The sequence below is a fragment of the Mucilaginibacter sp. genome (assembly GCF_965277465.1).
Taxonomy (GTDB): domain Bacteria; phylum Bacteroidota; class Bacteroidia; order Sphingobacteriales; family Sphingobacteriaceae; genus Mucilaginibacter.
In genome coordinates this window covers 431,667-450,635 of the sequence record NZ_CBDICW010000002.1, presented here as the reverse complement: position 1 = coordinate 450,635, position 18,969 = coordinate 431,667, and the positions used below count along the sequence as shown (strand labels likewise).

At 39.7% G+C, this 18,969-nt stretch carries 22 protein-coding genes and 1 tRNA gene; 10 read left to right on the top strand and 13 right to left on the bottom strand.

All coding sequences use genetic code 11. The features are described 5' to 3' along the window. Window positions 1-115: 115 nt before the first annotated feature. The 7 genes from ACQY4U_RS14340 to ACQY4U_RS14310 all read right to left on the bottom strand — a co-directional run bounded on the left by ACQY4U_RS14340 (window position 116) and on the right by ACQY4U_RS14310 (window position 7,910). Window positions 116-682: a K(+)-transporting ATPase subunit C gene (locus tag ACQY4U_RS14340; protein ID WP_428330126.1), complete on the bottom strand. Its 567-nt coding sequence runs from the start codon at window positions 680-682 to the stop codon at window positions 116-118. 26 nt (window positions 683-708) lie between these two features. Further along, window positions 709-2,739 carry a potassium-transporting ATPase subunit KdpB gene (gene kdpB / locus ACQY4U_RS14335; RefSeq protein ID WP_428330125.1) on the bottom strand — a complete coding sequence of 677 codons (2,031 nt, stop codon included), beginning with the start codon at window positions 2,737-2,739 and terminating at the stop codon, window positions 709-711. Between the two features lie 16 nt (window positions 2,740-2,755). Beyond that, window positions 2,756-4,474: a potassium-transporting ATPase subunit KdpA gene (gene kdpA / locus ACQY4U_RS14330; RefSeq protein WP_428330124.1), complete on the bottom strand. Its 1,719-nt coding sequence runs from the start codon at window positions 4,472-4,474 to the stop codon at window positions 2,756-2,758. Between the two features lie 24 nt (window positions 4,475-4,498). After that, complete coding sequence (locus ACQY4U_RS14325; protein WP_428331751.1) at window positions 4,499-4,576, bottom strand: potassium-transporting ATPase subunit F; 78 nt, start codon at window positions 4,574-4,576, stop codon at window positions 4,499-4,501. A gap of 532 nt (window positions 4,577-5,108) precedes the next feature. Further along, window positions 5,109-6,458 (bottom strand): sigma-54-dependent transcriptional regulator, encoded by a 1,350-nt coding sequence (locus ACQY4U_RS14320; protein ID WP_428330123.1) that lies wholly within the window; start codon window positions 6,456-6,458, stop codon window positions 5,109-5,111. A 134-nt stretch (window positions 6,459-6,592) separates the two neighbouring features. Continuing rightward, entirely contained in the window at window positions 6,593-7,048 is a 456-nt protein-coding gene (locus ACQY4U_RS14315; protein ID WP_428330122.1) for a hypothetical protein, read from the bottom strand. Between the two features lie 160 nt (window positions 7,049-7,208). Beyond that, entirely contained in the window at window positions 7,209-7,910 is a 702-nt protein-coding gene (locus ACQY4U_RS14310; RefSeq protein WP_428330121.1) for a S24 family peptidase, read from the bottom strand. A 266-nt stretch (window positions 7,911-8,176) separates the two neighbouring features. On the opposite strand from ACQY4U_RS14310, the gene ACQY4U_RS14305 reads away from it, so the two are divergent. Both ACQY4U_RS14305 and ACQY4U_RS14300 read left to right on the top strand, forming a co-directional pair. After that, on the top strand, window positions 8,177-8,356 hold the full coding sequence (locus tag ACQY4U_RS14305; RefSeq protein WP_428330120.1) for a hypothetical protein: 180 nt from the start codon (window positions 8,177-8,179) through the stop codon (window positions 8,354-8,356). Between the two features lie 90 nt (window positions 8,357-8,446). Beyond that, window positions 8,447-8,863 (top strand): hypothetical protein, encoded by a 417-nt coding sequence (locus tag ACQY4U_RS14300; RefSeq protein ID WP_428330119.1) that lies wholly within the window; start codon window positions 8,447-8,449, stop codon window positions 8,861-8,863. Window positions 8,864-9,068: 205 nt separating this feature from the next. On the opposite strand, the gene ACQY4U_RS14295 is transcribed toward ACQY4U_RS14300, so the two are convergent. Beyond that, complete coding sequence (locus ACQY4U_RS14295; RefSeq protein WP_428330118.1) at window positions 9,069-9,371, bottom strand: RNA recognition motif domain-containing protein; 303 nt, start codon at window positions 9,369-9,371, stop codon at window positions 9,069-9,071. Window positions 9,372-9,762: 391 nt separating this feature from the next. Here ACQY4U_RS14295 and ACQY4U_RS14290 point away from each other — a divergent pair, with 391 nt between their 5' ends. From ACQY4U_RS14290 to ACQY4U_RS14280, 3 genes are all read left to right on the top strand, one after another. Then, window positions 9,763-10,335: a pentapeptide repeat-containing protein gene (locus ACQY4U_RS14290; RefSeq protein WP_428330117.1), complete on the top strand. Its 573-nt coding sequence runs from the start codon at window positions 9,763-9,765 to the stop codon at window positions 10,333-10,335. Window positions 10,336-10,458: 123 nt separating this feature from the next. Beyond that, window positions 10,459-10,791 carry a hypothetical protein gene (locus tag ACQY4U_RS14285; RefSeq protein ID WP_428330116.1) on the top strand — a complete coding sequence of 111 codons (333 nt, stop codon included), beginning with the start codon at window positions 10,459-10,461 and terminating at the stop codon, window positions 10,789-10,791. A gap of 11 nt (window positions 10,792-10,802) precedes the next feature. Continuing rightward, window positions 10,803-11,015, top strand: a complete 213-nt coding sequence (locus ACQY4U_RS14280; RefSeq protein ID WP_428330115.1) for a hypothetical protein — start codon at window positions 10,803-10,805, stop codon at window positions 11,013-11,015. A gap of 194 nt (window positions 11,016-11,209) precedes the next feature. Here the strand turns inward: ACQY4U_RS14280 and ACQY4U_RS14275 are convergent, their stop codons facing one another. Next, window positions 11,210-11,794 (bottom strand): hypothetical protein, encoded by a 585-nt coding sequence (locus ACQY4U_RS14275; protein ID WP_428330114.1) that lies wholly within the window; start codon window positions 11,792-11,794, stop codon window positions 11,210-11,212. 245 nt (window positions 11,795-12,039) lie between these two features. Then, on the bottom strand, window positions 12,040-13,284 hold the full coding sequence (locus ACQY4U_RS14270) for a hypothetical protein (protein WP_428330113.1): 1,245 nt from the start codon (window positions 13,282-13,284) through the stop codon (window positions 12,040-12,042). Between the two features lie 254 nt (window positions 13,285-13,538). On the opposite strand from ACQY4U_RS14270, the gene ACQY4U_RS14265 reads away from it, so the two are divergent. Further along, window positions 13,539-14,003 carry a terminase small subunit gene (locus ACQY4U_RS14265; protein ID WP_428330112.1) on the top strand — a complete coding sequence of 155 codons (465 nt, stop codon included), beginning with the start codon at window positions 13,539-13,541 and terminating at the stop codon, window positions 14,001-14,003. A gap of 4 nt (window positions 14,004-14,007) precedes the next feature. On the opposite strand, the gene ACQY4U_RS14260 is transcribed toward ACQY4U_RS14265, so the two are convergent. Together ACQY4U_RS14260 and ACQY4U_RS14255 are read right to left on the bottom strand one after the other, a co-directional pair. Continuing rightward, the gene (locus ACQY4U_RS14260) at window positions 14,008-14,457 is read right to left on the bottom strand and encodes a hypothetical protein (protein ID WP_428330111.1); all 450 of its coding nucleotides are present in this window, start codon (window positions 14,455-14,457) and stop codon (window positions 14,008-14,010) included. A 21-nt stretch (window positions 14,458-14,478) separates the two neighbouring features. After that, a complete protein-coding gene (locus ACQY4U_RS14255; RefSeq protein WP_428330110.1) occupies window positions 14,479-15,024 on the bottom strand; it encodes a hypothetical protein in 546 nt (181 codons plus the stop codon). Between the two features lie 57 nt (window positions 15,025-15,081). Between ACQY4U_RS14255 and ACQY4U_RS14250 the strand changes: the two genes are divergently transcribed. From ACQY4U_RS14250 to ACQY4U_RS14235, 4 genes are all read left to right on the top strand, one after another. Next, window positions 15,082-16,305 carry a PBSX family phage terminase large subunit gene (locus ACQY4U_RS14250; RefSeq protein ID WP_428330109.1) on the top strand — a complete coding sequence of 408 codons (1,224 nt, stop codon included), beginning with the start codon at window positions 15,082-15,084 and terminating at the stop codon, window positions 16,303-16,305. 109 nt (window positions 16,306-16,414) lie between these two features. Then, on the top strand, window positions 16,415-17,233 hold the full coding sequence (locus tag ACQY4U_RS14245; protein WP_428330108.1) for a hypothetical protein: 819 nt from the start codon (window positions 16,415-16,417) through the stop codon (window positions 17,231-17,233). A 17-nt stretch (window positions 17,234-17,250) separates the two neighbouring features. Next, on the top strand, window positions 17,251-17,703 hold the full coding sequence (locus ACQY4U_RS14240) for a hypothetical protein (RefSeq protein ID WP_428330107.1): 453 nt from the start codon (window positions 17,251-17,253) through the stop codon (window positions 17,701-17,703). Window positions 17,704-17,755: 52 nt separating this feature from the next. Continuing rightward, a complete protein-coding gene (locus ACQY4U_RS14235) occupies window positions 17,756-18,835 on the top strand; it encodes an acyltransferase family protein (protein WP_428330106.1) in 1,080 nt (359 codons plus the stop codon). A 21-nt stretch (window positions 18,836-18,856) separates the two neighbouring features. Here the strand turns inward: ACQY4U_RS14235 and ACQY4U_RS14230 are convergent. Continuing rightward, window positions 18,857-18,940, bottom strand: a tRNA-Leu gene (locus tag ACQY4U_RS14230). Window positions 18,941-18,969 lie beyond the last annotated feature (29 nt).

The following is an 18,969-nucleotide window of genomic DNA, read 5'->3' as shown; positions in this document are numbered from 1 at the left end:
TTATTGCGGGGAGCGAAGCAACCCCCGGGCTAAAAAGCAGATTAATAGTACAACCTGTAAAGCTGCTGATTAAAGCGAAGCTGCCGCGCTATAGTCCGCAATAACAATTAGCTGGTTATTTCTTTAATTCGTCTAAAGCAACATTTAGCTTTAATACGTTAATTTTTTCGGGGCCAAACACGCCTAATAAAGACTGCTCCGTATGTGCGCTTATAAGCTGTGCAACCTGTGCGGCCGATATGCCCCGTACTTTAGCAATACGTGGTATTTGTATAGCTGCACCTGCCGGTGAAATATCCGGATCCAAACCACTGCCCGATGCTGTAACCATTTCGGCAGGAATCTCTGAGCGTTTTACATCAGGGTTGTGCTTTAAAAAGTCATCAATACGTTTTGATACATCTTTTAAATAATCGGGATTTGTAGGGCCCTTGTTTGAGCCTGCCGATGCATCAGCCTTATAATCAACAGCTGATGGGCGAGACCAGAAGTATTCGTCTTTAGTAAATTTTTGACCCACATTGGCATAGCCAACCACACGGCCCTTGTAGGTAACGGTTTCACCGTCGCCATTGCCGGGGGTTAATTTTCCGATGGCTGAAATTGCAAGCGGGTATAAGCCAGATACTATAATTATCAGTATGATAGTTATTTTTACGGATGGCATTAAATACATTTTCATTTTATTATGATTTAAAATATGTTCGGTTAAAGAATTGTAGCTATCACCAGGTCAATTAATTTGATACCTATAAACGGTACAATAACACCGCCTAAGCCATAAATTAACAGGTTGCGGCGCAGTAATGCACTGGCACCAATAGGCTTGTATTCAACCCCTCTAAGCGCCAACGGTATAAGCATTGGTATAATAATGGCATTAAATATTACTGCCGATAATATGGCCGATTGCGGGCTGTGCAGATCCATGATGTTAAGCGCCTTTAAGGCTGGTATAGATACCATAAACAGGGCCGGCACAATGGCAAAATACTTAGCCACATCATTAGCAATTGAAAAAGTGGTAAGGGTACCGCGGGTCATTAGTAATTGCTTGCCTATTTCCACAATCTCAATCAGTTTGGTAGGGTCGTTATCCAAATCAACCATGTTACCGGCTTCTTTGGCAGCTTGTGTACCGCTGTTCATGGCAACACCTACATCGGCCTGGGCCAGGGCTGGCGCATCGTTTGTACCGTCACCCATCATGGCTACCAGTTTACCACCTTGCTGTTCCTTTTTAATGTAGTTCATTTTATCTTCGGGCTTAGCCTCGGCAATAAAATCATCAACACCTGCTTTGTTAGCAATAAACTTGGCAGTTAAAGGGTTATCGCCAGTTACCATTACTGTTTTTACACCCATTTTACGCAGGCGCTCAAAGCGCTCGGCAATACCGGGTTTAATAATGTCCTGCAGCTCAATAACACCCATAATCTTCTCATTTTGTGATACAACCAGCGGCGTACCACCGTTTGATGAGATCTTTTTCACATTCTCCTCCACATCGGCAGGGAAAAGGTTACCGGCTTTAAGGGCTATATTGCGGATAGAATCAAACGCACCTTTACGGATACGTAAACCATCGGGTGTATCCAAACCGCTTGAGCGGGTTTCGGCAGTGAACTTAATGAACACTGAATCTTTAGGCGCTATTACCGATATTTTGTTTGAGCCCTGTAAGGCCAGTTCAACAATTGATTTTCCTTCCGGAGTTTCATCAGCTAATGAGCTTAGTACACATGCTGTTACAAAATCCTGCTCGTTAACGCCTGCTGTAGGGTAAAAGTTGGTTGCTTTACGGTTACCAATAGTTATAGTACCTGTTTTATCAAGCAGCAACACATCTAAATCTCCTGCTGTTTCAACAGCTTTACCCGATTTAGTGATAACGTTTGCACGTAAGGCCCTGTCCATCCCGGCAATACCAATTGCCGATAGCAGGCCACCAATGGTTGTAGGTATTAAACAAACAAACAATGATATAAATGCTGCAATGGTGATGGGTGTGTTTGAATAATCGCCAAAGGGTTTAAGGGTAACACAAACTATCACAAATATTAAGGTGAAACCAGCTAACAAAATAGTTAAGGCAATCTCGTTAGGGGTTTTTTGGCGCGATGCACCTTCAACCAGGGCAATCATCTTATCCAAAAAGCTTTCGCCTGGCTGGGTAGTTACCATTACCTTTATCCTGTCAGATAATACTTTGGTACCACCTGTTACTGACGATTTATCACCGCCAGACTCCCGGATAACCGGTGCAGATTCGCCCGTAATGGCCGATTCATCAATGGTAGCAATACCTTCAATAATTTCACCATCGGTTGGGATGTTATCCCCGGTTTCGCAAATAAATACATCACCTTTTTTTAACTGTGATGACATTACTGTGCTTTCCTTGCCATCAACCCAAAGGCGGGCCGGTGTTTCTTCGCGGGTTTTGCGCAGGCTTTCGGCTTGTGCCTTACCGCGTGCTTCGGCAATAGCCTCGGCAAAGTTGGCAAACAATACGGTTAGCAACAGTACCAAAAACACGGTAAAGTTATAGCCGAAGCTGCCCTGCTCATGGTTAGTGAGCGAAAATATAGTAACTACCAGCATTACCACGGTGCCAATCTCTACCGTGAACATTACCGGGTTACGGAATAATATGCGTGGGTTTAACTTAATGAACGATTGCTTAAAAGCCTCTTTCATCTGATCACCCTGGAACAATGTATTTTGGTCGGTTTTCATGATCTGTTTTTCTGAATTATTTTAAAGAGAAGTGTTCTGCAATTGGGCCTAAGCTTAATGCAGGGAAAAAGGATAAGGCAGCAATAATAAATATCACCGCAAATATCATGATGCCGAATGTTGCGGTATCAGTTTTTAACGTTCCGGCCGATTCTGGTACGGCTTTTTTATTAGCCAAAATACCTGCAATTGCCAGCGGGCCAATTATTGGTAAAAACCTGCCGATGAACATTACTATACCTGCACTTACGTTCCAGAATATGCTGTTATCGCCCAAACCTTCGTAGCCTGAACCATTGTTGGCCGAGCTTGAGGTAAACTGGTACAACATTTCAGAAAAACCATGATAACCCGGATTGTTTAACCATGCCGACGGCTTTTCGGCCCAGCCAATGTTAGGGAAATGAACTACCACATAGGCTGATATAGCTGTGCCCACCAATATCATAAAAGGGTGCAGTAATGCTATAAGCGAGGCAATCTTCATTTCGCGGGCCTCAATTTTACGGCCCATAAACTCAGGTGTACGGCCTACCATTAAGCCAGATATAAATACGGCTATAATAATAAATATGTAAAAGTTTAAAAAGCCTACGCCAATACCACCGTAAAAGGCGTTGATCATCATATCAAACATTTGGCCCAGGCCTGATACCGGCATCATGCTATCGTGCATGGCGTTTACCGAACCATTTGATGTTACCGTTGTACATATACCCCAAAAGGCTGATGCAGCAGGGCCAAACCTTACTTCTTTACCTTCCATTGAGCCGCCAGGCTGGGTGATTCCCATGTGCGCTATAGCTGGGTTACCATTAACCTCGGCCCTGATTGATGGAAAAACAACAATCAGAAATCCTATTGTCATTACCCCGAATATTACCCAGGCCAGTTTCTTTTTATCCAAATAAAAACCAAGCGCAAATACTAATGCTATAGGTATTAATATAATGCTGATGTTTTCAACAATATTGGTAAGGTAATTTGGATTTTCGAGCGGGTGTGCAGAGTTTGCACCAAACCAGCCACCGCCGTTGGTACCCACCTGTTTAATGGCAATCATGCCGGCAGCTGGTCCGCGCGATACGTGGATGGTATCACCTTGTAATCCTATTACGGTATCTTTACCTTTAAAGCCGGTTGGGGTGCCGTTAAATGCTAATATAACTGCAACAACAAAGCTTATAGGTAATAAAACACGGGTTATTGATTTTACAAAGTTATCCCAAAAGTTACCCAGCTTATCGGTCACCTTATCTTTCATGGCTTTAAATACCACCATCATAGCAGCTAAGCCGGTTGCAGCACTTACAAAGTGCAAAAAGGTAAACACAAATAGCTGTGTATAATAGGTAGCGCCTGATTCGCCCGAGTAATCCTGCAGGTTGGTGTTGGTTATAAAGCTGATGGCTGTATTAAAGGCCAAATCAGGAGTTTGATCAGGGTTGCCATCAGGATTAAGCGGCAGGTGTGATTGTTTCAGTAAACAAAAGAAAGCGTAAAATAACCATAAGCAGTTAATGGTTAATAAAGCCTTAAGATGTTGTTTCCAGTTCATTTCCCGGTTAGGGTCAATACCACTGAATTTGTAGATAAGCCGCTCAACCGGGGCCATAATAAAGTTTAACCAGGTTTTTTCTCCCTTAAATACTTTAGCAATATACCTGCCCAGCGGAATAGCTAAGGCGATAACTGCTAAGTACATGAAAATTACACCTGCGTATTCTGTGTTCATGATGTTTGAATTTTTTGTTGGTGATTAAAATTTTTCGGGTTTTAGAAGCACATAAACCATATATACAAATACGGCGATGGCTACAATGAATAATGCTACCATAGTGGGTTAAATGTTTTCGAAGTAATTAACTGATTTGAACAAGAGCCAGAATACTATTATGAAACATAATAAGTAAGCGAAAGTGAGTATAACATCCATTTTAATGTGATTTGCAAGGGGCTATACCAAGTAAGTGCCAAAAGATAGTGAATTGTATCAATCAACTGTATATCAGCATATTGTTAATTAATTTTCGATGATTTTGTTTGATTTTGGAGGACAATAAGCTATCATTTTGATAGGGTTTTATCATTTTATGAGAAAGGATATAATAACAGTAAAGGCACAATACTTTGTGCCTGTTAAATAAACAGAGGGAATTGTTTTGTATAGCGGGAACACAAATCATTGTGGTGCTACAAAAAAGAAATGCATTTTGAATTGGAATGAAGGGAGATTTCTAATCACCAGTAGAGGTACAATACATTGTGCCTCATAAATAACCGGAGGAGATTATTTTACATAGCAGGAAACACAAAGCATTGTGTTTCCTACATAAAAGGAAGGTATTTGAATTATAATTTAGGGATGCTTATTCCATCCCGTAATCCTTCAATTTGCGGTAAAGCGTTGCAACGCCAATATTAAGCAGGCGCGCAGCTTCGGCACGGTTACCGTGGGTATGGTTTAGTACACGCTGTATGTGCAGTTTCTCAATTGATGAAAGGTCAAATGCCGAAAGCGGGCTGCCTGCTTTGGCTGGCGGTGGTTCCTGCATTTCGTAAGGCAGCAGGGTTTCATCAAGTACATTATCATCGGCAAGTATAACCGCGCGTTCTATAATATTTTTTAACTCGCGGATGTTACCCGGCCAGGCGTAGGCTTCTAACTTTTCAATAAATTTTTCAGTTAGGCCATTGAACTGCTTTTTTACCTTAAGGCCAAAGTAGTTCATAAAGTATTCGGCCAGCAGGCGTATATCTTTTTTTCTGTCGCGCAGGGCAGGCAGTGTAATGGTGAAAACTGATAAGCGGTAATACAGATCAGACCTGAAACCTTCCTTATTAACCTCGTTTTGCAGGTTACGGTTGGTGGCCGCTAAAATGCGAACGTTTACCTGGGTAGGTTTGGTATCACCAATTTTTATGAACGATTGCGACTCCAGTACCCGCAGTAACTTGGCCTGCAGATCATGGTCAAGCTCGCCAATCTCATCCAAAAATATGGTGCCGCCGTTGGCTTCCTCAAAAAGTCCTTTTTTATCTTTTACGGCCCCGGTAAATGCGCCTGATTTATGGCCAAAAAGCTCGCTTTCCAAAAGTTCCTTTGTAAAGGCGCTACAGTTTACTGCCACAAATGATTTCGCATTACGCGTACTTGCCTGGTGAATGGCCTCAGCAAAAATTTCTTTGCCTGTACCTGTTTCGCCTAAAAGCAGTACGGTTGTATCAGTTAAAGCTACTTTTTGCGCCAGTTTAATTACATCAGTTACCGCTGCCGATTTACCTATCAGCCTTTCAAAACCAAATTTGCTGTTCAGCTTTTGTTCAAGCTCCTGCACACGCAGTTGCAGCAGGGCCTTATCCATAGCTTTGCTTACGAGCGGTATTATCTTTTCATTATCATCACCCTTGGTGATATAATCAAACGCGCCAGATTTGATGGCTTTTACCCCATCGTTTATAGTACCAAAGGCTGTTAATACAATAATTTCAGTGGCGGGCCAGTTGATCTTTATCTGGGCAGTAAGCTCAATACCGTTAGCGTCAGGCAGTTTAACATCACTGATCACAACCGGAATAGCTTCCTGCTGCAGTTTGCGTAAACCTTCTTTACCTGTTGATGCTACCAACACATCATAACCTTCCAGTTGCAGGATGCGGGCCAGCAAATTACGCAGGCGCTCTTCATCGTCAATAATTAACAGCTTATCTTTTTGCATGATATAAGGGCAAAAGTGATAAAAAATAATTGTTATTTATGAAACCCGAAAAGTTTACACCCCAAAAGCAGGTAACATAATGATAAGGTGTAGAAACAAATGCAGGGGTTTCTTTAATTTTCAATCGGTGGCCCCTACTGTTTGTTGATTTCGGTAGCTTGCTCAAAATAAGCCATTACCGTATCATAAATTTCGGCATCCTTTCCTTTTACCCAGCGCAGGGGTATAGCTATCTGCTCGCCGTAATCTGATTCCCACTTTAAATCAAGCCGTATAATTGCCGAACTACGGCCCCGGATCAGGTTGATCTCGGCGATGTCCTGCCAGTCAATGGTAATATTGCGGATGTAATCAATAAGGCAATCTTCTGTTAGCTCCAGCGCTATGCGGCCCTTTAAAGCAGGTATCAGGCGTGTAAAAATCAATAACCCTCCTACCGATACAAATAAGCCTAAACAAACACCAAAAACCAACCAGCCAAAAGTATCATTGCTCCGCAACACATTGTTTAAGCACATCAGTATAAAAATCAATAACAACACCAATGTGGCAATAGTGTATTTGATACTGTAAGGGTACTGAGTTGGCATGTTTTGTCGTTTTATAGGATAGAAGGATTTTTGTTCACAAATGTTTCCGCTGAAAACTAAATAACTGATATGGTACCGAACCATTTACAGCATGCCTAGCTGCCCGATTTACACAGACATTGAACTTCAGCGCAAAAACTTAATATCCCAGGCTACGTTATTAATGATTGTGCTTTTTGTGAATATCCTTTACCAAACATAGCTTTTTAATTTCGCTTATTTTAACCACAAATGGGGCATATTTAAGGCGGTTGCCAACCATTTCGGTGGTGTTGTCACTATGGGCAATTACCTCGTCTTCTGCATCACCAACAAGCAGGCGTTTGTACATTCTGTAGTCGCCCCATTCAATATAGTAAACCTCGCCGGGCAGTATTTTTTTATCGTGGATGATCTTGAGCGCTACCCAGCAACCGTTTTCAAGATAAGGGTACATGGAGTGCCCCCAAACCGGCAAAGCAAAATCACAATCCTCAATTCCTGGAAAGTTCATGTGCCCAACTGGATACTTATCATTAATATCGCTATATACCTCAACACCTGATGCTGTTGCCGTAATTTCAAACATCGGGATACCCTCAAATACCTTAACAGGAGGTTGAGATTCAGAAATTACTGTATTTTTTTTGCCATTTAAAAAATCACTGTATTTATCCTTAAATATCTTTAATTTTTCTGGGTCAATATTCTGCCTGCTCTTTATTATCTCTGTAATTGAACTTGCATTATTAAACCCGAGCACCTCGGCAAGTTGCGCATTGCCGGTAAATGCCTTACCCCTAAGTTGATTATAAAGGATAATAAATTCTAATGTTTCGGGCCTTATCAGTTTTATTTTACCGGGCTTTGCTGCATCTTCCATAATGTGGATAATTATTTAAAGTTTTTTCTTGAATTAAATAAAGATATTTCTTTATATTTGTAACATGGTATTCAGCTAAAGTAATACATTTTTTATTAAATACAAACATGACTACTAAAGAATATAAAGAATTTTTATTTATTTTTATTGGAGCACCATAAAAGGGTAATAATACAGCAAACTACTTAAAGGCTACTCCTATATAAAAGCCTTTTATATATCCTGATTGATTATAGGCAAACCAAAACAACAACCTAAACCATACTATGCATATCGCTTACTCTGCTCTTAACACAACTAATAAGCCGTCGCCAAACAAAGTCCAGCAGAAAAATAACGAACGCTTATTGAGATACCAGGCCTATCAAACCACCTGCAATAAATACAGCCGCGAAATTGCTGCCATACAAAAATACCTGCCCGGCTGGATGCCGGAGTTTAAGTAAAATCATAGGAGATTGGGTATTAAAGCAGTTGCCAAATACCTACTTCCAAATAGCCAATAACTATTTACCCAATAACAAATACCAAAAGAAATGATAAAAATAAACCAAAAACTAAAAGACAAACTGTGGTGGCTCGTGATCTCGGTTGATTATGATTATAGCCGCATTACCATTGCCGACCATGATTTTAATGGCGATACCCTTACCCTTTGGCTGGAAGACAAGCACGATTTTAAGAACACGCTGGATGAATGCTTACAGGTTGACATCCCTGCCAAACAATTTATCAAATTGATCAAAGCCGAAAACTTTAACAGCTATGAGGGTTCAAAAATACATCCTACAAAAAACTATGTATACAAAACCCGAATCCAGATCAATGAACCATTGGCCTGGTACCAACACGATGCTACACTTACAGAGCAGCAATGGGTGCGCGACGCCACCCTTAAGTATCTGCTTACCCAATTGGTAGAAACCGAAACCAGGGCAAGCGATATGGTTTAACAGGTTTTATAATATGCCAAATAGCATACTATACATAATTATTAAATTGCAATAGATTTAAATTATTGCTGAATTATACATGCAAAAAGCTTGCAAATACTGTTTGCGCCCACTTACTTGATTAGATTATCCAGTAACTGCTTAAAACAAAAAAAAGCTCGCCGGACCACCGGGGAGCTTTTTCCAATAAAAAAGAATAATATGTTTAGTTACGTCTAAAACCGCCTTTGTTGGCACCACCAGCACCACCTGCGTTAAAACCCGGACCTTTGTCCTCGGCAACGTTAACAGTGATACGGCGTCCGTAATAGCTTGCGCCATTCATACACCTGATTGCTTCCTTAGCCTCGTCTTCATTTACCATTTCAACAAAACCAAAACCCTTACTCTCTTTTGTTTCGCGGTCTTTGATTATCCTGAGCGATCTTACAGGCCCAAAGTCACCAAAAACAGCACTCAATTCAGCCTCGTCCACTTCTAATGGCAGGCCGGCAATAAATACTTTCATCAATGTTTTAAAATTTAAACAAAGGTACGCAAAATATAAGGATTTTTTGGATGTAAGGGTACTAATGGTTAAGTGCAAAAGGTTTTATTACGCTACGATTACTTTTAACACAGCTAAAACTAAAAGGCTTACAGCTAAAAATATTTTTATAAATATTTATGTTTATATAAAGCTGGCGTTATTTAAGTAAGCCCATGCTAAACTCGTTCATCAGCCGATAATGGCCCTAAGCTTATAGCTGCTGCCACAAGGATTATGCATTTTTGACTGAAGGAAGTATTTATTCCGATCCTAAATTTATGTTTAAACCTTCAGCCATTTTAAACAATTACTACCTGGCTTATTCATTTATTTTATCTTTGCCCTATAACCCAAAAACAAAAAATTAAATATGGATGCATTATTGCATGATGATAAAACCTTTGATGGGGTAACTTATGCCGAACAGATAGTGCGGGGCCGGGAGTTTAATAACTGCACCTTTAAACGCTGCGATTTAAGTGGCGGCACCTTTGCCCAAAATAAGTTTATTGAATGCGTTTTTGATAGCTGCAACCTTTCGCTTGCAAAATTCAGCACATCAACCATGAACGATGTAAGGTTTAAAAACTGTAAGATTCTCGGCGTAAATTTTCACGAATGCCAGGATTTTTTATTTGATGTTGGCTTTGATAACTGTGTGCTTGATTATGCGTCATTTATGGGCAAAAAGATGCTTAAAACCAGGTTTATCAAATCATCATTAAAAGAGGTGAATTTTAGCAATGTAAACCTTGCAGGTTCGGTATTTGACGATACCGATCTTAATGCCGCTGTTTTTAACCGCACCGATCTTACAGGCGCTAACTTTATTACTGCCTACAACTATGATATTGACCCCGAAATAAATCTCATTAAAAAGGCAAGTTTTTCGGCTACCGGCATACATGGGCTATTAAGTAAATACCAGTTAAAAATAGTGTAGCGGGTTGGCTTTGTGATTTTGACTGATAATTTATGTTTTTAATTTTTGGCGCTAGCCAGCTAATCACTATAAAAATGACCTCCCGCTCAAACAATTTAGCGTTTAACTCCTTAAATTTGCAGTATGAAACCCGGAGATAAAGTAATTTGTATCAACGATAAGATTGACGCCGACAAAAGTGAAGAGATAAGGCGCGATTTTGAGATCTGGATAACCCGCGATAAGGAATATACCATTCGCGATATATTGGATAACAACGGCATTGTTACTGGTTTACTGCTTGATGAGGTACATAATTTTCCTAAATTTTTTAAACTTATCAACCGTTTCCAGGAGCCTGCTTTTGCGCAATGGCGTTTCCGCAAGCTGCAATATAACACTGCCGTTGCCGAAGAAGAAAGTGCAGTTGAAGAACTGGTTAAACAGGCTGAAGAACTTGTTAAAATAGAACGATAATAATTAAGAGCATGGATAAGAAATTTATATTAGGCGATGTAGTTGTAATGATTGCAGATGGCCCAAAAATGGCAGTTGAAGGCTACCTGATTAATGAGGACAAACCCGGAGAGCTTACCGAAAGCGACGAATATGTAAACGTGGTGTTTTTTGCAGGCGATGGCTTTAAGCGCGATACCTTTCACCAGGATCTGCTTTTGTTTGTGGATGAAGTTGATAGTTAATTAAAAAGCAAAAAGACATTTAGGATGACAGCCTCACCGTTTAACAGTAATTGCTATAGTGAGGCACTCTAACCATGTAGGCAAAGGCTTCTGCGCTAATCAATTGCCTACCGCAAGATGACCACCCCGTTTTTAACTGAATATTGCTAATCAAATGGATTGTGCGTTGCTAAGAGTTTATAGAAACGCTTTATTTACTTCAGCTTTAAATTAAAAGTACCTTCAACCTTATAAACGGCCGAGTTTGCTTTATCATCTTTAGCTAAAAAAGTATGGAACGTGCCTTTGGCAAGTACACTGTCCTGATTATACTTTTCAATATTGATATTACCGAAATCTTTTTGACCGTTATAACGGCTCAATGAATACTGAAGGTTTCCGCTTAAACTTGCAGGATTAATTAAAAACTGGCTGCCAGCTATCCCGCTGCTTTTAGCGCTATGTACATAGCCCGATGAACTTACACCAAAACTCATGGTATGTTCTTTATTAATGGCAGTTATACCGAAGTAACGGGTGTTATCATCGTCGTTATGTACATTAATAAAAGCAATTGAATCTTTTGAAGCATCAAAAGTGTAGGTTGAATCTTTGATTTTTACAGTAAGTGTACCGGTAGTAGCAAGGATATTTGCGGGAGATGATACCGTTGCGCTATCAGTGATCAGGTTACTTTGTGCGGCTGTGTTTTCCTTAACGTCACCGCTATCCTTCTGGCACGACGAGATTGTCACCAAAAGTGCTATGAATACAGAAAAAAGCAGGTAAATGTTACGCATGTTTATTGTACCCCAATCTACAAAACAATTAACGATTATAAAACACCTAAAGTTGCCTCAAATATTAATTCAAATTAAATATTTAACATATTTTAACTAATAAACGTATTGGTTGTATAAAAGGTTTGCTAAAGGTAGATATTTATTCTACCCCATCAAAATGGCATAATCATAATACGCGTTGGGATACTGTAAATGCTTTGCTACAGGAACATAATCGAATAATAAAAGCCGATCAAATATCTTTAAAATATCTCGCCAACATTTATAAACACCCCTCGAGATCCTTGCCTGCCTATGCCATAATCAACGGCTATGCTGGTTTTTGAAACTTTGTTAAGTTTAAGCCTTAAACCTGGGCCAAAAGCGGGCTGTACACTTTGCAATGCCGTACCCGGCGCTGCCGAAAATGATTCGGCGTTTACAAATACAACGCCTCCTAATAGCCTGTTGCGCGTTATATTAAATCGGTACTCACTTTCGGCATAAACCATTTGCGCACCCCTAAACCGTCCTTGTATATACCCACGCCCCGTACCGCTGTACGGATCCCAGGTATTGGCGGGCAGATCAAGGTATGGTGGCCTGCCGCCAAGTACCAGCCAATTGTATGACCATAGTGCCAGCACGTTATCAGTACCTTCGGGGAAACGGATATATTTACGCACGTCAATCACTAATGATTGCCACCTGCCGTTGCTGCCCAATACCTTTTCGTTATCCCTGTATTGCACTGCTCCATAAAAGCCTTTTTCTGCGTTGATGGAGTTATCGCGACTATCAAACAGCATATTGAGGGTAATGCCCGATGAACGCGAGCTGCGGGTGGCCCCATACGCTTCATAATCTGACGGGGCACCGTCTATTACCTTTTTGTGGGTTATGTGCCAATGATCATCTAAAATATATCCTGCCCCGGCATATAAATTTGGCAGCAACCTTTTTAAAACAGTTTCGTTAAAGCGGAAAAATGAATAGCGCATAGGCTGCTCATTGGCAATGTTTGAATTGCTACCCAGGCCATAGCTGCTTTGCGGATAACGGTAGTAACGTATATCGCCTACAAAATTGTACTCGTTATCGTTTGTCCAGATGCTTGATTGTATGGGGATAATTATCTGCTTGGTTTGGGTATAAGCCGTATTTATGGTGATGGTTGATATTTTTGACCCCGGCGTAAGCCTGAAAGCTACATTACCAGCCAGCGTTAATGCCAGTTTTGATTGCAGCGTATAACCCAAGGCTGGCACTATTGAAAATACCGGCTTTACTCCTACTGAATCGCCACCCTGTTCATTTTTTTTATGGAACAATTTGGCAATAACATCATACATATCAAGCTGCTTAACGGTATCGGGCGTTATTACAGTTATGGTATCGTTTTTTGGATGCTTACTAAGCGGAATGAATTTTTGTTCCTGCGCATATACTAAACCAGGTAAATACAAACCGAAGACGAATAAAAGGCTTAGGATCAAAAACCGGTTCATATAAAATATTGAGCTGTAAAAGTAATATTCTAAAACACTACAGGGCAAACAAATATGTTATTATAATAATTGCCTGGCTGCATATATGGCAGATAATTGATTCAAGTATCACCAAACTTTCTGTAGTTAATCTGTAGTGTTTTGCTAAAAATATTTGCATTTTTATTTTAATTGTTCTACCTTTACATATGCTATATGCCAAACAGCATATTTAACATAATATCTGAATCCTTTAAAATTCCACCGTTATTATAATGCGCCCACCTGGTTTTACTACTGCTGCAGCTACTGCTAAACACATTGATGCTTATTTCAATTATATTGAAGGCGAGTATCACTTGGAAAACAAACCGGGCAAAGAAGGCAAGGCAGATGCATCAGTGACAATCAAAGTGTGGGACCGCGAGCCCGAACCCGCAACATTTGCAGGTTTAACTTTGTATTTAGGCTTTAACAGCAGGCAGGAATTTGATGATTATGAACAAAACGGCGCTTATGCCCACCTGCTTAAACGTGCAAAACTGCGCATTGAGGCATCGTACGAGCGAAAGTTGCATAATCAATCATCGACTGGAGCCATATTTGCCCTTAAAAGCATGGGCTGGAACGAAAGGACAGATACTATATCAACTGCTGAGCTATTGCCCAAAACCATACAGATTGAAATTATTGAAACGGGCCCTGCCCCTGCAGCAACCGAAAAGGAAGTAGTTTTATAACTCCTTAGCGTTTAAAATCATAATCATCAATTTCGGTATCAATCTGGCTGGAATTAACCGGATCGCCTATTAGTGTTTCATAATGAATGGAAAGCGCAGTTGCCGTTAATTTGGTAATAGTTTCGGTTACATTTACCTGGTTACTGCTGGTTTGTATTATGGTAGTGCCATTAAGCGTATACCTAAATGTACTTAGGCTTGGTGCCGATGATGAGCTGTTGGCCGATAATATGCCCGTGCCATCATTAAAATACTGTGCATAATCGTTAGTTGTATAGCTGGTTTTTGATGATGAACCTACCTGCACCCCGTTACTGATTAGCGTAAGATTGTGCTGTGTTAAATACCATTTACCAACAAGGGTAACCGTAGCTTGCGGTTGTGCGGCATCTTTTTTACAAGCGCTAAAACAGAATAATATAACAGGAATCACTAACAGCACATATCTTTTCATATCAATAGAGTTAATGACCAGCTACCGAGTATAATACAGGTACTGATCAATTTTAAAAGTATCTGCAATAACTTTATAAGTAATTTGGGTATGCAATGTTAAAGCAGTAGTTTTTAACTGGTTTATTTGCACCGACTGAGATGCCTGCGTATTTGTTAAGGCTAAATTTAAGCCGCCACTTGTAAAAAACACTGGTGTGTTTATTATAAAGCCGGTTATTGTATTAGATGCATTAAATAGGGTACCCGTAAAACTATAGGTACCGCTTAGGCTATCACTTTGTGCCTGCAAACCACCCGATAAACTACCAGTATTACCTGTAAGTGCAAAACTTGCACCTGCAAAAGTACCTGCTTTATTAAACTGTACACTGCTATAGTTATTGGCAGATGCTGTTATAATGGTATCGATTTTTTGTACCCCGCTGATAGTTAGCTGATAGTTTTCATGCTGTAGCGTCCATTTACCTATCAGCATAGCTTGCTGGGTTTTTGCGCTGTTATCTTTTGCGCAGGCATACAAGCAGCACATAATTACAGCAGTAAACAAATAGTAAAGATTACGCATGGCTTGGTTGTAGCGTGGTTTATCAAAACAAATATAAATTAATTTTAAATAAGAAACATGAATGCGCAAAAGGCTTCAGTATTATTCGGACTCAATTATCATACTGATAGCCATGTGGTTATTAACCAGGGCGGCACAAGCTCGGGCAAAACGTTTGCCATTATACAGGTACTTTTTTGCCTGGCCTGCGCTACTGAAAATTTGGTTATAACGGTTGTTGGGCAGGATATACCAAACCTTAAAGCAGGTGCCCTGCGCGATGCCGGCAATATCTACCAATCATTACCAATGCTAAAGGCCATGATAAAAAGTTATAATAAAACCGACAGGATCTTTGAGTTTTACAATGGCACATTAATAGAGTTTAAAAGTTATAATGATGCGCAGGATGCAAAGTCGGGCAAGCGCGATTATCTTTTCATTAATGAAGCCAATGGCATTGCGTGGGATGTATATACGGAGTTGGCCCTGCGTACCAAACAAAAAATATTTATTGATTATAACCCCAACAGCGCTTTTTGGGTACACGATAACCTCATGGGCAGGCCCGGTGTACAGGTAATTATTTCTGATCACAGGCACAACCCTTTTTTATCGACACAAACCAAAAATAAAATTGAAAGCCTGAAAACCGAAGACCTGCAGCTATGGCGTGTTTATGCACGTGGACTAACCGGAAAAATCACTGGCATCATTTTCAGCAACTGGCAACTGTGCGATGCTATACCCCAACATGCAAAACCCATAGCTGCCGGGCTCGATTTTGGCTTTACCAATGATGAAACCGGACTTGTACTGGTGTACAAGCAAAACGGCGAGCTTTGGGTTGATGAGGTACTGTACGAAACAGGCCTTACCAATACCGATATATCGGCCAGAATGATTACGGCAGGCATCAGCAAAAGCACCCCTATAGTGGCTGATAGTGCCGAACCAAAATCAATTGAAGAATTACGCCGCCTGGGATGGCGCATTACCGGTGCCAAAAAAGGGGCCGATAGTGTTAACCATAGTATTGATATTTTAAAGCGGTATACTATAAATATAACCCGCCGAAGCGTTAACCTGCGCAATGAGCTGGCTCGCTACAAATGGAAAACCGACCGGCTTGGCAAAACGCTAAATGAGCCTGTTGATTCATTTAATCACCTCATTGATCCACTGCGCTATGTAGCATTGAACAAATTAAAAGCAGCCGAAAGATCAAAAAGGACAAAAAGCTATTTACCACAAGCAGAGTCTAATGACATTGATTTTGCAGCAGCTAATTTATTGAAGTAGTACTATTCAGCTGCCGTAATAGTCCATGATAAAATTATACAAAAAGCAATTCATGACCATAAGTGGCATTAAATCGCCCTTGGCTAACCATTAAATTTTTTAATAATCCATGATAGAAAAAACACTAAAAACAACGCAAGGCTGGTTGCGGGTAAGCATCCCTACCCAGCTAAAAGAGGTCACCTTAGGGCAATTAATGGCTATGCAGGAAAAGCCTGATCTTAATGACCTGGAAGCCATCAGCATATTATCAGGCATTGCCGTTAACGATTTGCAAAATGTGATAAACATGCAGGATTTTGAGGTATTTACCCTGCACGTAATTGACCTATCGCAGCAAATCAGCTTGCTTTATGATAACAACAACATTCCGCAGAAAATAACTTTTTATTTAAACGATGAGGTTAAAACGGTAAGTGTAATTAAAAATTTATCTGTTGAGCCTGCCGGGGCATTTATGGCTGCGCGAGATATTATTGCCGATGAAATAAACGCCCACATTAAACAATATGGCGAGCAAAACTGGCAGCAAAACTTTAATCCATCATTAAAAGCATGTTGCCAGGTACTGGCCCATTATTTTTTTTGCAGGGTAACAGGCAAGCTGTATAATGAATATGAGGCCGATGAATTTTGTACCGAAATAAAAAAGCTAATGGTAACGGAGGCACTGCCAAGTATAGTAGCATCAGTAATGACCACCTATTTCGGGTTAAAAAGCGATATAAACAGCATCAAAACTACACAAGAAACTGAAACGCGGATAAATAATATCCGCATAAAAGTGCTTGAAGATGAAGTTGTGCTACTACAAAAAGAAGTAAATGAAATTAAATTCACGCAAACAGAAACGCCTGACCTTCAAAGGCAAATAGCGCCTAAGATAAATTCTCAGGTTTTATTGAGTGCTGTTAAAAAAGATAAATAACTATTTATAATTAAAAAATGAGTTTAAAAACCTTTCTGAATAAAGTATGGGGCGATATTAAAGCCTTGTTTGATGGTATACCTGCCGAATTAAAAAATGCAATCCACATTGGTGTTGTACTAACCGAAAACGTTAAAACTTTTGTCGATTCGCCCATGGCAGATATATTAACTGCCATTATTCCTGGCGATATTGATGATGAGATTAAAACATGGTTGCGAGCTAAATTACCTTCCATTTTAACTGAATTAAAACTGGCTGATAGCTGCAAAGAACTAACAGACCCACAAGAAATAACCAAATGTGCAGTAAAAGTTTTACAGGGTTTAGATGGCGATGTTAAAAATGCATTTTTGCATAGCCTTTCAATTTTTGTGGCCCAGGTAGCTGCCGATGGTAAGTTATCATGGAGCGATGGGGTTTTAATACTGGAGTGGTACTATCAACATCAGTATAAAGCAACCAACTAATAAATTATTGGACTCATTATAAATCCAATAGCCATATATTAGCTGGTGCAATATGGTAAATGATGTAATAAAAATTAACCAGCTAACCTTTACCCGTTTTTTAGCCGCTTTGTTTATTGTTGTTTTTCATTACGGAAAACTTGCCACCCCGTTTAATAAAAGCATTTTATCAAATGTGTTTAGCAATGCTAATGTTTGTGTAAGTTTCTTTTTTGTTCTATCAGGCTTTATAATGGTAGTGGCATATCATCACCTAAAAAAACTAAATTTAAAAGAATATTATATAAACAGGTTTTCACGGATCTATCCAGTATATTTTATTGCGCTGGTATTAACTATTGTAATTAACAACGGCTGGCGTTTTGATCTTACCGGCACTTCGCTGCATGTGCTTCTTTTACAATCTTGGGTACCCAGATACACGATGGTTTATAATTACCCGGGATGGTCTCTATCAGTAGAAGCATTTTTTTATTTATTATTCCCGCTGCTCTATAATTATGTGTATAATAAGTTCAGGTTTAATAACATCATACTTGCTATCCTGGCGTTTTTCCTTATATCGCAGGTATGTATTTATTTAATAAGCAATACACTTTTTGATTTTCCTTTCCCAGTTAATCTCGAAAGCAATTTCATTCACTATTTTCCATTGTTTCACTTAAATGAGTTTTTGGCAGGTAATGCTTTAGGTTTATTGTTTATCTGTTTAATAAAAAAGAATGGCTTTAGCTCAATAAATAGGGTAAAAAATATTGCTTTGATACTGATGTGCACAGTTATCTCTCTGCTGGTTTTATATCCTAACCTCAGGCAATCTCTTGAGGTTAATTTTCATAACGGCTTATTTGTACTATTTTTTGGCCCCTTTATTTTATGGCTCTCGTTATCCAAGAATAAGCTCACTAAACTTTTAGCGGCAAAACCACTTGTGTTTTTTGGGAATATCAGCTATGACATCTATATTTTGCAGTACCCTGTTTTTTCACTTTTGATTATTTTAAATCGAAAATTTAATTGGGGGAATACACCGCTATTTTATTTATCGTTGATAGTACTGATCATTGCCTCGATAGGATGCCATCTGGTTATCGAAAAACCATTGCTAAGGCTTATCAGGAAATACCGATAAAAGGGAGATATAAAGAGATTGTGCCCAGGAGCGGATTCGAACCGCCACATCCTTACGAATGCCACCCCCTCAAGATGGTGCGTCTACCAATTTCGCCACCTGGGCTTTTTAATAGTACAAAGTCTTAAGTTTTC